The 12,532-nt window shown below is 74.6% G+C and carries 11 protein-coding genes; 5 read left to right on the forward strand and 6 right to left on the reverse strand.

The genetic code is table 11. The annotated features are described in order from the left end of the window. Nucleotides 1-111: 111 nt before the first annotated feature. Nucleotides 112-603 carry a large conductance mechanosensitive channel protein MscL gene (gene mscL / locus ACSUPT_RS11950; RefSeq protein WP_351964391.1) on the forward strand — a complete coding sequence of 164 codons (492 nt, stop codon included), beginning with the start codon at nt 112-114 and terminating at the stop codon, nt 601-603. A gap of 49 nt (nt 604-652) precedes the next feature. On the opposite strand, the gene ACSUPT_RS11955 is transcribed toward mscL, so the two are convergent. After that, entirely contained in the window at nt 653-862 is a 210-nt protein-coding gene (locus ACSUPT_RS11955) for a hypothetical protein (RefSeq protein WP_351964392.1), read from the reverse strand. 119 nt (nt 863-981) lie between these two features. Here ACSUPT_RS11955 and ACSUPT_RS11960 point away from each other — a divergent pair, with 119 nt between their 5' ends. The 3 genes from ACSUPT_RS11960 to ACSUPT_RS11970 all read left to right on the forward strand — a co-directional run bounded on the left by ACSUPT_RS11960 (nt 982) and on the right by ACSUPT_RS11970 (nt 4,341). Then, entirely contained in the window at nt 982-2,193 is a 1,212-nt protein-coding gene (locus tag ACSUPT_RS11960) for a low temperature requirement protein A (protein WP_436944234.1), read from the forward strand. Between the two features lie 86 nt (nt 2,194-2,279). Beyond that, a complete protein-coding gene (locus tag ACSUPT_RS11965; RefSeq protein ID WP_361655567.1) occupies nt 2,280-3,371 on the forward strand; it encodes a P1 family peptidase in 1,092 nt (363 codons plus the stop codon). A gap of 190 nt (nt 3,372-3,561) precedes the next feature. Continuing rightward, the gene (locus ACSUPT_RS11970; protein WP_351964395.1) at nt 3,562-4,341 is read left to right on the forward strand and encodes a DUF6227 family protein; all 780 of its coding nucleotides are present in this window, start codon (nt 3,562-3,564) and stop codon (nt 4,339-4,341) included. A gap of 404 nt (nt 4,342-4,745) precedes the next feature. Here ACSUPT_RS11970 and ACSUPT_RS11975 read toward each other — a convergent pair whose 3' ends face one another. The 4 genes from ACSUPT_RS11975 to ACSUPT_RS11990 all read right to left on the reverse strand — a co-directional run bounded on the left by ACSUPT_RS11975 (nt 4,746) and on the right by ACSUPT_RS11990 (nt 9,922). Further along, a complete protein-coding gene (locus tag ACSUPT_RS11975; protein WP_436944235.1) occupies nt 4,746-6,839 on the reverse strand; it encodes a PTS fructose transporter subunit IIABC in 2,094 nt (697 codons plus the stop codon). Between the two features lie 26 nt (nt 6,840-6,865). Beyond that, complete coding sequence (gene pfkB, locus ACSUPT_RS11980; protein WP_436944236.1) at nt 6,866-7,816, reverse strand: 1-phosphofructokinase; 951 nt, start codon at nt 7,814-7,816, stop codon at nt 6,866-6,868. Next, nucleotides 7,813-8,574 (reverse strand): DeoR/GlpR family DNA-binding transcription regulator, encoded by a 762-nt coding sequence (locus ACSUPT_RS11985; protein ID WP_361655558.1) that lies wholly within the window; start codon nt 8,572-8,574, stop codon nt 7,813-7,815. Before ACSUPT_RS11985 ends, pfkB begins: the two co-directional genes overlap by 4 nt. Nucleotides 8,575-8,923: 349 nt before the next feature. Beyond that, the gene (locus ACSUPT_RS11990) at nt 8,924-9,922 is read right to left on the reverse strand and encodes a sigma-70 family RNA polymerase sigma factor (RefSeq protein WP_351964399.1); all 999 of its coding nucleotides are present in this window, start codon (nt 9,920-9,922) and stop codon (nt 8,924-8,926) included. 583 nt (nt 9,923-10,505) lie between these two features. Between ACSUPT_RS11990 and ACSUPT_RS11995 the strand changes: the two genes are divergently transcribed. Further along, complete coding sequence (locus ACSUPT_RS11995) at nt 10,506-11,549, forward strand: questin oxidase family protein (RefSeq protein ID WP_399218916.1); 1,044 nt, start codon at nt 10,506-10,508, stop codon at nt 11,547-11,549. A gap of 122 nt (nt 11,550-11,671) precedes the next feature. Here ACSUPT_RS11995 and ACSUPT_RS12000 read toward each other — a convergent pair whose 3' ends face one another. After that, nucleotides 11,672-12,460 (reverse strand): dioxygenase family protein, encoded by a 789-nt coding sequence (locus tag ACSUPT_RS12000; protein WP_351964401.1) that lies wholly within the window; start codon nt 12,458-12,460, stop codon nt 11,672-11,674. Between the last annotated feature and the right edge of the window lie 72 nt (nt 12,461-12,532).

A 12,532-nucleotide genomic window follows, 5' to 3' on the forward strand; every position in this document is an offset into this window, starting at 1 on the left:
CTCGCACGTACGGACAGTGCCGTCACCGGTCCGTGTGTACCGATTGGACGGTCCCGTGCCGCGCACGGCGTAATGACTGCGCCCACTGCACACGCGACGAAAGGCACCCAGGTGAGCCAGGAGAACAAGACGAGCCTGCTGGAAGGCTTCAAGGCGTTCCTCATGCGGGGGAACGTGGTGGATCTGGCGGTGGCCGTCGTCATCGGTGCCGCCTTCACCAACATCGTCAACTCGATCGTGAAGGGCGTCATCAGCCCGCTCGTCGGCGCCTTCGGCACGAAGAACCTGGACGTCTATCAGTCCTGCCTCAAGGGCCCCTGTGTCGTGCAGAACGGCGAGGTCACCAGCGGTGTGGCCATCCTGTGGGGCTCGGTGCTCAGCGCCACGCTGAGCTTCCTGATCACGGCCGCGGTCGTGTACTTCCTGATGGTGCTGCCGATGGCCAAGTACCTGGCCCGCAAGGCGGCCCGCGAGAAGGAGCTGCACGGCGGCCAGGACGATGTGGAGATCACCGAGCTGGACGTGCTGAAGGACATCCGCGACGCGCTCGTCCGCCAGCGCGGCGACGAGTCCGCCGCCGGGACGGGCGTCCGCACCCCGTAGGGCGGCCCGCCCAGACGCGGACCGCGCCGACACGGCCCGCGTCGACGGCTCAGATGTGGTGGGGCGGCTTCTCGTCGAGGAAGCGGGCCAGGTCGTCGGCCGCGCCGTCCCCACCGGGAGCCCGCTCGCCCCACCCGCGGTCCGTATCGTCCGCGGACTGCTGGTCCAGCGGATCGTCGAAGTCCAGCACGGGCTTCTTCTTCTCGGACTCGGGCCGGTTCTCCGAAGCGCGCGGGCCGGGGGCGGGGGCGGTACTCATACGTTCAGCGTACGCCGCACCGCCGCCGGCGCCGTCCGCCCCCGGCCCGCCGCCGACACGGGTCACGGCGTGGCGGGTCACAGCCGCCGGCGCCGCCCCGCCTCTGCTGTGCTGGGGCGATGACACACGACCCGGCACCCCACGCGCGGCCTCTGCGCCCGCTGGTGTCGCGCGACCGCCACCAGCAGCACCGCGCCGCGACACCCCTTGAGCTCTTCTTCGACCTCTGCTTCGTCGTGGCGGTCGCCCAGGCGGGCATCGGTCTGGTGCACGCCGTCGCCGAAGGGCACGCGGACCAGGGCGTCCTCGACTACGCGATGGTCTTCTTCGCGATCTGGTGGGCGTGGATGAACTTCACCTGGTTCGCCTCGGCCTACGACAACGACGACGCCTTGTACCGCGTCGTGACGCTGGTGCAGATCGCCGGGGTCCTGGTGCTCGCCGCCGGGGTGTCGGAGGCGTTCGAGGGCCATGACTTCCTGCTGGTGTGGCTCGGCTATGTGGTGATGCGGCTCGCGCTCGTCGTGCAGTGGCTGCGCGCCGCCCGGCACGCGTCGGGCCCGGAGCGGGCGACGTCGATGCGGTACGCGGGCGGGGTGCTCGCCTGCCAGGCCGGCTGGAGCGCGCTGCTGTTCGCGCCCGAGGGGGTCAGACCGTGGGTGTTCCTCGTGATGGCACTCCTGGAGCTGGCGGTGCCCGTGTGGGCGGAGCGGCGGCTTCCGACCAGCTGGCACCCGCACCACATCGCGGAGCGGTACGGGCTGTTCACCATCATCGTCCTGGGCGAGACGATCGCGGCGGCGACGGTGGCGGTGAAGTCGGGCGTCGAGGAGAACGACGCGCTGGACGAGCTGATGCCGATCGCGGCGGGCGGACTCCTGCTGGTGTTCGCCGCGTGGTGGGTGTATTTCGTCGTCCCGGCCCACTCCCGGCTGCGCTCCAGCAAGGAGGGCTTCATCTGGGGATACGGGCACTATCTGATCTTCTCCTCGGCGGCGGCGATCGGCGCGGGCCTGGAGGTCGCCGTGGAGCACGCGGTGGGCAAGGCGCACATCTCCGCCACGGCCGCTGCCGCCGCCGTGACCATGCCCTCGGCGCTGTACCTGCTGCTGGTGTGGGTGCTGCACGCCCGCTACTTCAAGGTGGGCATCGCCCAGCAGGTGGTGCTGCCGGCGGCCGCGCTGGGGGTGCTGCTCTGCACCTTCGCCGGTGACTGGGCGGTTCCCGCCGCGGGCCTGGTGGCGGCGGCCGCGGTGGCGACGGGGGTGGCCCTGACGGCCCACGGGGGCGGCCGCACGGGGGCAGCGGCCGACGAACGCAACCACTGGTAGGGGCGGGCCGCCGCCAGGGCGTGCCCGGGCCGGGAGGGCTGGACCAGGGGGTGCCGGGGCGGGGGCGGCCGTGCTAGGCAGGGGGGATGGACTCCTGGGCGTCGGTGGGCGGGCTGACGGATGTGGCGGGGCTGCGGGTGGGGCACGCGCGGCTGCACGGCGAGCGGGCACTGAGCGGGACGACGGTGGTGCTCGCGCCGGAGGGCGGCGCCGTCGCGGCCGTGGACGTGCGCGGCGGCGGGCCGGGGACGCGGGAGACGGACGCGCTGGACCCGAGCAATCTGGTCGACCGGATCGACGCCGTCGTCCTCACGGGCGGCAGCGCGTACGGGCTGGAGGCGGCCGGTGGCGTGATGGCGTGGCTGGAGGAACGGGACCGCGGCGTCCGCGTGGGGCCGGCGCCCGGCCAGGTGGTGCCGGTGGTGCCCGCCGCGTGCGTCTTCGACCTGGGGCGGGGCGGCGACTGGCGGGCCAGGCCCGACGCGGCGACCGGGCGGGCAGCGGTGGAGGCGGCCGCGGCGACGGAGCCGTACGCCCCGGTGGAGTGCGGGAACGTGGGCGCCGGCACGGGCGCGGTCGCGGGTGGGCTGCGCGGCGGGGTCGGCACGGCCGGGACGGTGCTGGCGGGCTCCGGGGTGACGGTGGCCGCACTGGTGGTGGTGAACGCGGTGGGTTCGCCGTTCGACCCGTCGACGGGTGTCCTCTACGGGGCGTACGGCGATCCGGTCTTCGCGGCGGACGGCGCACCGGGACGGCCGGCGCACCCGGCGCCCGACGTGCACGCGGCGGCCTCGCTGCGGCTGGCCCAGGCGCGTGAGCGGAGCCGTACGCCGCTGATGAACACCACACTCGTCGTGGTGGGTACGGACGCGAAGCTGACCAGGGCCGAGGCGCGGAAGGTCGCGGGGGCGGCGCACGACGGCATCGCGCGCGCCATACGGCCCGCGCACCTGCTGAACGACGGGGACACGGTCTTCGCCCTGGCGACCGGCGCACGCCCGCTCGCGCGGGGGCGCGAACCGCTGGCGCTCAACCCCGTGCTGGCGGCGGCCGGGGAGGTCGTGGCGCGTTCCATCGTACGGGCCGTCCTGGCCGCGGAGTCCCTGTCCGGCCCAGGTGGCGACTTCCCGTCATACCGGGGCCTGTACGGCACGTTGCCCGGTCTGCGCGGGACCTGAGCGACCGAGCCGGGACGGCGCAGGCAGCTCGAACATCGGGCGTGTGCCGGGTCGTTGACGGCTCCGGTGGGGGGCGCGCGGGAACTCGCCTCGCGCGCCCTTCGTTTCCCGGAAGCCGGTCGCGTTGTCGCACCGAGGCACTACCTTGAGCAAGCATCGAGTAACACGCGGCGACGGCCTGGAGACCCTCTTGAACGATCCGATCGATCGGAACGATCCGTACGAGACCACGGAGCTGCATGTCGAGCGGCTCCTGGGGCGGGCGCTCAACTCCTTCGACCTGCCCGATGCCCTGGTCGAGCGGCTGCGTTCCGCGCTGGCCCACGCGAGCGCCCTGCACTCCTCGCACCACAGCGCCGCCCTGCACCGGGCGACGTACCGGCACACGTATCTGCTCGCGGACGGCGACTCGCTGACGCTGTGGGAGCTGGTGCACCACACGGGCGCGGACGGCCGGGACCACCACGAGCTGTACGCGGACGAGGCCGAGGTGCGGCTCGCGGCGGCACGCCTGTCGGCGGCGTTCGGCCAGCCCTGCGCCGTGGGGCGGGCCGATCCGCTGGACGACGACCTGGACGCGGACCTGGAGCTGCTGAGCTCCCTGCTGGTGCGGCCCTTCACACCGGCGCCGCGCCGCTACGTCCCGGAGAACTCCGCGGACCACGCCCGCCGGGTGCTGCGCCGCGCGGAGAACGCCGACCGGCCCGGTGAGGCTGTCGCCGCCCGGCTGCGCGGGGCGTTCGCGCACCACATCCAGCAGGTGTTCGGGCGGCAGTGCGGGGTGGCGGGAGGCCGGGACGCCGGTTTCTCGCTGTACGAGCACGCGTTCCTGCTGCTGGACGGGACGGAGATGAGCGTGTGGGAGGTCGAGCACACGGCGACGCCGGACGGCCGGCACATGTGCGAGGTCTACGAGGACGAGCGCACGGCACGGGCGGCGATGGAGGTCCGCGCGACCCGCGCCCGCTGAGCCGGCGACGACACCCGTCGGCGGGCCGGCTCCGCGCAGGCGGCAGACGCCTGAGCGGGGCCCGCCGCCCGGGACGGCACGGTCTGGGTCGGCGCAGGCAGCCCGGGGGCTGACCGTCCCGGGCGGTGCGTCCCGGGAGCCGGCGGCCGGCGCCGGCCCTGGAGGGCGGCTGGCGCGGTTGGCCTTGGAGGACGGCTGACGACGCGGTTCGGCCTGGGACGGCGGCTGGCCCGGTTGGCCCTGGACGGCGGCTGACCCAGTTGATACTGGACGGCGGCCGGCGCGGGGCTGAGGGCCCCCGGCGGTGCGTCCGCGGGACTGGCGGCCGGGGCTGGTGGGGTCGGGGGCCGGGCGCCCTGGATGGCGCGGCACGTACGGGCCTCGCCCCGCGTCGCCCGCGCCCGTCAGGCGGTGACCGCCACCTTGTGGTCCGTGGCGGAGGGCGACGGATCCCCGCCCGCCGCGGGGCGCCCGCGGTGGCTCTTGAGGGCGATCACCAGGGCGGCGCTCAGCACCGTGCCGACGAGGACCGCCGCGAGGTACGGGAACGGGTTGCCGATCAGCGGGACGACGAACACGCCGCCGTGCGGGGCCCGCAAGGTCGCCTCGAAGGCCATCGACAGCGCTCCCGTGACGGCTCCACCCGCCATGACGGACGGGATGACCCGCAGCGGATCGGCCGCCGCGAACGGTATCGCGCCCTCCGATATGAACGACGCGCCCAGCACCCACGCCGCCTTGCCGTTCTCCCGCTCGGCCCTGGTGAACAGGCGGGCCCGCACGGTCGTGGCCAGCGCCATGGCGAGGGGCGGCACCATGCCCGCGGCCATCACGGCGGCCATGACCTTCAGGGAGCCGTCGGTCGGCGTGGTGAGCCCGCCCACGGCGAACGCGTACGCCACCTTGTTGACCGGCCCACCCAGGTCGAAGCACATCATCAGGCCCAGCAGCGCGCCCAGCAGGACGGCGTTCGCGCCCGTGAGGCCGGCCAGCCAGTCGGTCAGCGCCCCCTGCAGGGCGGCGATCGGCTTGCCCACCACCAGGAACATCAGGAAGCCGACCACCGCCGACGCGACGAGCGGGATGACCACGACGGGCATGATCCCGCGCAGCGCGGACGGCACCCTGAGCCGCTGGACGCCCCGCACCACCGCGCCCGCCAGCAGACCGGCCGCCAGTCCGCCGAGGAAGCCCGCGTCGATGGTGAGCGCCACCGCGCCGCCCACGAAACCGGGCACGAGTCCGGGGCGGTCCGCCATCCCGTACGCGATGTAGCCCGCGAGGACCGGGACCAGGAACTGGAACGCCAGGCCGCCGGTCTGGAACATCAGCGCCGCCCAGCTGTCGGCCTGCCCCCACGCGAAGTGCTCCGCCACGGACGGGGCCTTGTCGATGTCCCAGCCTCCGACGGCGAAGCCCAGCGCCATGAGCAGTCCGCCCGCGGCGACGAACGGGACCATGTAGCCGACCCCGGACATCAGCCACGCCCGGAGCCGCGCCCCGTAGCCCTCGCCGGGCTCGCCGCCCCGGTCCACCGGGGCGGCGGTGCCCGGGGCCGGCGCGGGGGCGGTGCCCGGGGCCGGCGCGGTGGCGGTGTTCGGGGCCGGCGCGGTGGCGTCCTGGTCCTCGGGGGCGGTCGCCTCGCCGCGCGCGGCCTTCGCCCGGACCTCGGCGATCAGGTCGGCGGCGCGGTTCACACCGGCCTTCACCCCGACGTCGACGGTCGGCTTGCCCGCGAACCGCTCGCGGTCCCGCACGGGGACGTCATGGGCGAGGATCACGCCGTCGGCGGCGGCGACGACGGCCGGGTCGAGACGGGTGAACCCGGCCGAGCCCTGGGTCTCCACGCTGATCTCCACCCCGGCGTCCCGCCCGGCCTGTTCCAGCGTCTGGGCGGCCATGTAGGTGTGGGCGATGCCCGTGGGGCAGGAGGTCACCGCGACGATCCGGAACGGCTCGGCCGGCGCTCCGCCGCCGGGCGCGGCGGTCACCTCGGAAGCCGGGCCTCCGGCCGACTCGCCGCCCGTCCCGGGCACCTCGGGTTCGGCCTGCGGCGGCTTTTCGCCTCGGAGCATCGCGGCGGCGGCCGTCGCCGAGTTCGTCGCCCGGAGCGCGGCGGTGAACTCCGGGTCGGTCAGGCTGCGCGCCAGGGACGACAGGATGGCCAGGTGCGCGTCGTCCGCGCCGGCGGGGGCGGCGATCAGGAACACCAGGTCCGCGGGCCCGTCCGCCGCCCCGAAGTCGATGCCGTGGGCCGCGCGGCCGAACGCCAGGGTCGGCTCCACGACATGGGCGCTGCGGCAGTGCGGGATGCCGATGCCCCCGTCGAGGCCGGTCGGCATCTGGGCCTCGCGGGCCTCGACGTCGGCGAGGAAGCCGTCCAGGTCGGTGACGCGCCCGAGGGCCACCATGCGTTCGGCGAGCGAGCGTGCCGCTGCCTGCTTGGTCCGCGCGGCCAGGTCCAGGTCGACCAGGTCCGCTGTGATCATGTCGCTCATCGCGGCTTCCTCGGGGCTCGGGCTCGTCAGTCGGTGGTGGCGCGGGCGAGGGGGCGGTCGAGGGGGACGTCGGTGGTGACGGTGACCGCCGACGGGTCCAGATCGGCGGGGGCCGGCATCTGGCTGCCGGGCAGCCGCACGGCGGCCGCGCCGTGCGCGACGGCGGCGGCCAGGGCGGCCGGTCCCTCTCCCCCGGCGGCGAGGAACCCGGCGAGGGAGGCGTCGCCCGCGCCGACGTCGCTGCGGACGGCGGCGACCGGGGCGTAGCCGTACCAGACGCCGCCGGGCGACACGAGGAGCTGCCCGTCCGCGCCGAGACTGGCGAGCACGGCGCCGGCGCCGGCGGCCCGCAGCTCCTCGGCGGCTTTCACGGCGTCGCCCACGGTCGACAGGGGCCGGCCGACCGCCTCGGCGAGCTCCCGCGCGTTCGGCTTCACCACGTCGGGCCGCCCGCGCAGGCCGACCAGCAGCGACGAGCCGGACGTGTCGAGCGCCGTGCGGGAGCCGTGCCCGTGGGCGCGGGTGACGAGGTCGGCGTACCAGGTGTCCGCCACGCCCCGGGGGAGGCTGCCGCAGCAGGCGACCCAGTCGGCTCCCGTGGCGTGCTCGCCGACGGCCGCGAGGAGCGCCTCGGACTCGCCGGGGGTGAGCTTGGGACCCGGAGAATTGATCTTGGTGAGGGTGCCGTCGGGCTCGGCGACGGCGACATTGGAGCGGGTGTGCCCGCCGATCCGCACGGGGACGACGTCGATGCCCTGCGCCGCGAGCAGCTCGGCGACGAGCGCGCCGGGGGCTCCCCCGAGGGGCACGACGGCGCGGGTGGCGTGGCCGGCCGCGGTGAGGGCCCGCGACACATTGACCCCCTTGCCGCCGGGGTCGGTGCGCTCGCCGGTCGCCCGCAGCACCTCGCCGCGCTCCAGGGCCGGTATGTCGTAGGTCCGGTCCAGGGAGGGGTTGGGGGTGACGGTGAGGATCATGCGCGTACGACTTCCGTTCCCGCCGCCTCGATGGCGGCCGCGTGCCGGGGGTCGAGCCCCGTGTCGGTGATGAGCAGGTCGACGTCGGTCAGGTCGCCGAAGCGGGCGAAGTGGTCCTGGCCGTGCTTGGCGGAGTCCGCGACGAGGACCACTCGGCGCCCGGCGGCGACGACGGCCCGCTTCACGGCTGCTTCGGCGAGGTCGGGAGTGGTGAGACCGTGGGCGAGGGAGAAGCCGTTGGCCCCTATGAACACGACGTCCGCGCGGACCTCTTCGTATGAGCGCAGTGCCCATGCGTCCACGGCGGCGCGGGTGCGGTGCCTGACGCGGCCGCCGACGAGGTGGAGGGCGATGCCGGGATGGTCGGCGAGTCGCGCGGCGGTGGTGAGGGCGTGGGTGACGACGGTGAGGGAGCGGTCCGGCGGCAGGGCGGCGGCGATCCGTCCGACCGTGGAGCCCGCGTCGAGGATGACGCTGCCGTCCTCGGGCAGTTCGGCGAGGGCGGCCCGCGCGATGCGGTCCTTCTCGTCGGCGGAGGTCGACTCGCGCTCCGCGAGGTCCGGTTCGAAGTCGAGGCGGCCGGCGGGGATCGCGCCGCCGTGGACGCGGCGGACGAGGCCGGCCCGGTCGAGGGCCTTCAGGTCGCGCCGGATGGTCTCGGCGGTGACCTGGAACTCGTCGGCGAGGGAGAGCACGTCGACGCGGCCGCCCTCACGGGCGAGGCGGAGGATCGCCTGCTGGCGCTCCGGGGCGTACATGTCCGTTTACATCCGTTCATGACCGAACCTGTGGTTCCCACACCACCGTACGGACGGGATCGGAGGAAGTAAACAGACTCGGGCAGAAAAGCGGGCATGAACGGGCATGCGGTGTGCCGCTGCGCCGACGGGCCGGAGATCACGGAAGGAGGGAGGCAGCGGCGTTCCGGGGTGAAAGAGGCCCGGACGCGGACAGGCCGCAGCCCCTCGCCGGGGGGGGGGAGGCGGGGGGCTGCGGGTCTGTGGCCACCGTCCCGCCCCTGGGGGGAATCGGGCGGGACGGTGGGTCTGTGGGGCGCGGCCCGTGGGCTCGCGCACCTCTGTGGAAGCAGGGCGGGGGCTTTCCGGCTTACGCCGCCGCGTCGAAGCCCGTGTCGCGGGCCATCCGCTTCAGCTCCAGCAGCGCGTGCTTCTCGATCTGGCGGATGCGCTCGCGGGTCAGGCCGTGCTCCTTGCCGACCTCCGTGAGCGTCCGCTCGCGGCCGTCCTCGATGCCGTAGCGCATCCGGATGATGGAGGCGGTGCGGTGGTCGAGGCGGCCGATCAGGTCGTCGAGCTCCTCGCTGCGCAGCAGGGTGAGCACCGACTGCTCGGGCGACACCGCCGACGTGTCCTCCAGCAGGTCGCCGAACTGGGTCTCACCGGCGTCGTCCACGGACATGTTCAGCGACACCGGGTCGCGGGCCCAGTCGAGCACGTCGGTCACGCGCTCGGGGGTGGATCCCAGCTCCGCGGCGATCTCGGCGGGCTCCGGGTCGCGGCCGTGCTCGCGGTTAAACTCGCGCTGGACACGGCGGATGCGGCCCAGCTCCTCCACCAGGTGGACGGGGAGCCGGATCGTGCGCGACTGGTCCGCGATGGACCGCGTGATGGCCTGGCGGATCCACCACGTCGCGTACGTCGAGAACTTGAAGCCCTTGGTGTAGTCGAACTTCTCCACGGCGCGCACCAGGCCGGCGTTGCCCTCCTGGATCAGGTCCAGCAGGGGCAGCCCGCTGCGCGGGTAGCGCCGGGCCACGGCGACCACCAGACGCAGGTTGGAGCGGATGAAGACGTCCTTCGCACGCTCGCCCTCGGCGACCAGGCGCTCCAGCTCCTCGCGGGTCGCGCCACCGGCGTCGGTCTCCACCTCGCCGTCCAGGATCTGCTGGGCGTAGACACCGGCTTCGATGATCTGGGACAGCTCGACCTCCTTGGCGGCGTCGAGCAGCGGCGTGCGCGCGATCTCGTCGAGGTACATGCCGACCAGGTCGCGGTCGGCGATCTCCCCGCCCACGGCGCGAACGCTGTTGGCCCGATCGGTCCCGGTGGTGGCGGACTCCGGACGGGCGACGGCACGGGTTGCCATGCGAGCTCCCTTACTGAGTAGGTCGCGACACCCTTCCGGGTGCCCTGCATCCGACGGAAACAACGACTGGAATCCGGACAGAATTCCCATGCCGCCCATCAATTTCGCGGATCATGCAGTACCCTGTGCGGCCCGCGAGGCAGGGTGTCCGCTGATCGACACGGCAGAAGCGCAGGTAGGGACGGTGCCGGCGGCCGGTTCGGCGGTCCGCGCGGCTCCGCGTGCCGCCGTGGCGTGAGACGGCCGTCACACGCGTCACGGTGTACCCATCCCGACCGGCCCCGCCCCTCGTGGTCGCCCCGTTGTCCCCCGTGGACGTCCGGGCGTCCACGGTGGGAAGGACCGCTCCAGCGCTTGCGCGGTTGCCCCGAACAACGGGGCGACCCCCCGGAATGTTCCGGCGCGGCTCCCGAAGCCCCGCCCGATGGCCGGGAATCACCGTTCGAGGGCCCGCACAGCGGCCGGGAGGCCAGGGGCCTGAGGAGTAGGCCGGGAGGCGGCCGGAGGCGTAGGTCCGGGGCGGTGGCCGCGCTGGGTCTTCAGGCCGTTACGGCCGCACGCCGGCATCCCTAGGGTCCCCGGTATGGACGACTTCGACCACACAGCTGACACGACCGGGGTGCTCGACGAGGCGCTCGAGCGGCTGCACGCCGCGGGACCCGAACGGCAGGGGTGGCTCAGCAACCACGCGCCGATGGCGGTCGAGGCCCTCGTACGGCACGGTCACGCACCGCGCGTCCACCGGTGGATCGACGCGTACCGGGACAAGCTGGAGGACATGCCCGCCCCCTACGCGCGCGTGACGCCCGAGAACTGGCGTGAGGCGCTCGGCGACCCGGCCCGCATCGCGGACTGGGCGGACCACTTCGAGCGGGAGACCGCCGAGCGGCCCTGGCGGGACGTGCTCGCCGAGTGGTGGCCCCGGCTGCTGCCCGGCATCGCGGGCGGCGCCACCCACCCGGTGATCCGCGTCGGCCACGCCGTACGGACGCTGCTGACCTCCGAGGAGACCGCGCCGCGGGTGACCGAGCTGGCACACGCCCTCGGCTACTGGGCGGCCCGCCACCAGCCGCTGCCGCCGCTCACCGACCTGGGCGCGGCGCCGACCGCGGCGGCCGCCCTGGACGCCGTACCGGCGGTTCCCGACCAGTCGGCGGGCATCCGGCACCGGCTGGCGCAGCTGTCCGCCCTGCCCCGGTGGGGCGCCGACGGCATGGAGCCGGAGACGGCGCGCGACCGCCTGGCCGAGCTCGTGACCGCCGCCACCCACCGGTACGCCACCCACGCGCACGGCGAGCCGGTCATGCTGGTCCACGCGGCGACCGCGCCCAACGCCGTGCTGCGCACCCTGCCCGCGCTCCCCCGCGCGCTGTGGGCGCCCAGCGTCGGCGCGGCCTGGGCGGCGAGCGGGGCGGTCACGGCCGCGTACACGCCGCCGGGCCCCGCGCCGTACACGGCCGGGCAGGAGGCGGGCACCCCGACGGCCGAGGAGGTGTTCGAGCGGGCCGCCGCGCACGGCGACGACCACGTCATCAAGTTCGCCGACACCGCTCTCGACGTGGGCGACCCGGTGGCCCTGACCGCCGCGCTGCGGGCCGTCGAGCTGATCGACCGCGAGGACGGCTGAACACCACGCCCCGAGAAAGCGGCGTACCGGCCCGCCGCGGCGCGATGCCCCTTCCGCTGCGGGGCGGTTCGGCGCCCGGTCCTGCTGCGGGGCGCCCGGTCCCGCTGCGGGGCGGTTTCCGCTCAGCCGAACTGCACGGAGCGTTTCGCCAGGCCCATCCAGAAGCCGTCGATCACACTCCGGCCCGTGTCCAGTTCGCCCGCCGCGTCCGCCGCGCCGAGCGTCACGAACAGCGGCGCGAAGTGCTCCGTACGCGGATGGGCGAGCCGTCCCGCCGGCGCCTTGTGCAGGAAGTCCAGCAGGCCGTCCACATCCCGCTCGGCGAGGGCGCGGCGGCCCCACTCGTCGAACTCGGCGGACCACGCCGGGATGCCGCCCTGCCGCAGCGCGGCCAGGTTGTGGGTGAAGAAGCCGCTGCCGACGATCAGTACGCCCTCGTCGCGCAGCGGCGCCAGCCTGCGCCCGAGTTCCATGAGCCGGGTCGGGTCGAGGGTCGGCAGGGAGACCTGGAGGACCGGGATGTCGGCCTCCGGAAACATCTCCACCAGCGGCACGTACGCCCCGTGGTCCAGGCCCCGGTCGGGGATGTCCTGCACGGGCATGCCGGGGGCGCGCAGCAGCTTGCGGACCGCCTCGGCGAGCGCCGGGGCGCCGGGCGCCGGGTAGCGGACGCGGTAGTAGTGCTCGGGGAAGCCCCAGAAGTCGTACACCAGCGGCACCGCCTCGGTGGCGCCGAGCGCGAGCGGGGCCTCCTCCCAGTGGGCGGACACCATCAGGACCGCCTTCGGCCGGGGCAGGTCGGCGGCCCACGCGGCGAGCTGGCCGGGCCAGACGGGGTCGTCGGCGAGCGGCGGGGCGCCATGGGAGAGGTACAGGGCGGGCATCCGCCCGGCGGTGACGGTGTCGGTCATGGCGGGTCCTCTTCGCATCACGGGTACCTCAAGCTTGAACTTTCAAGCTTGCATGGGGCCCACCGTAGCGGG

Source organism: Streptomyces sp. SudanB25_2051 (genome assembly GCF_964272635.1).
In the GTDB taxonomy this organism is placed as follows: domain Bacteria; phylum Actinomycetota; class Actinomycetes; order Streptomycetales; family Streptomycetaceae; genus Streptomyces.

Coding starts and splice junctions, on each gene's coding strand:
- ACSUPT_RS11955 (WP_351964392.1), bottom strand. CDS start 862: ATGAGTACCGCCCCCGCCCCCGGCCCGCGCGCTTCGGAGAACCGGCCC.
- ACSUPT_RS11960 (WP_436944234.1), top strand. CDS start 982: ATGACACACGACCCGGCACCCCACGCGCGGCCTCTGCGCCCGCTGGTG.
- ACSUPT_RS11965 (WP_361655567.1), top strand. CDS start 2,280: ATGGACTCCTGGGCGTCGGTGGGCGGGCTGACGGATGTGGCGGGGCTG.
- ACSUPT_RS11975 (WP_436944235.1), bottom strand. CDS start 6,839: ATGAGCGACATGATCACAGCGGACCTGGTCGACCTGGACCTGGCCGCG.
- pfkB (WP_436944236.1), bottom strand. CDS start 7,816: ATGATCCTCACCGTCACCCCCAACCCCTCCCTGGACCGGACCTACGAC.
- ACSUPT_RS11985 (WP_361655558.1), bottom strand. CDS start 8,574: ATGTACGCCCCGGAGCGCCAGCAGGCGATCCTCCGCCTCGCCCGTGAG.
- ACSUPT_RS11990 (WP_351964399.1), bottom strand. CDS start 9,922: ATGGCAACCCGTGCCGTCGCCCGTCCGGAGTCCGCCACCACCGGGACC.
- ACSUPT_RS11995 (WP_399218916.1), top strand. CDS start 10,506: ATGGACGACTTCGACCACACAGCTGACACGACCGGGGTGCTCGACGAG.
- ACSUPT_RS12000 (WP_351964401.1), bottom strand. CDS start 12,460: ATGACCGACACCGTCACCGCCGGGCGGATGCCCGCCCTGTACCTCTCC.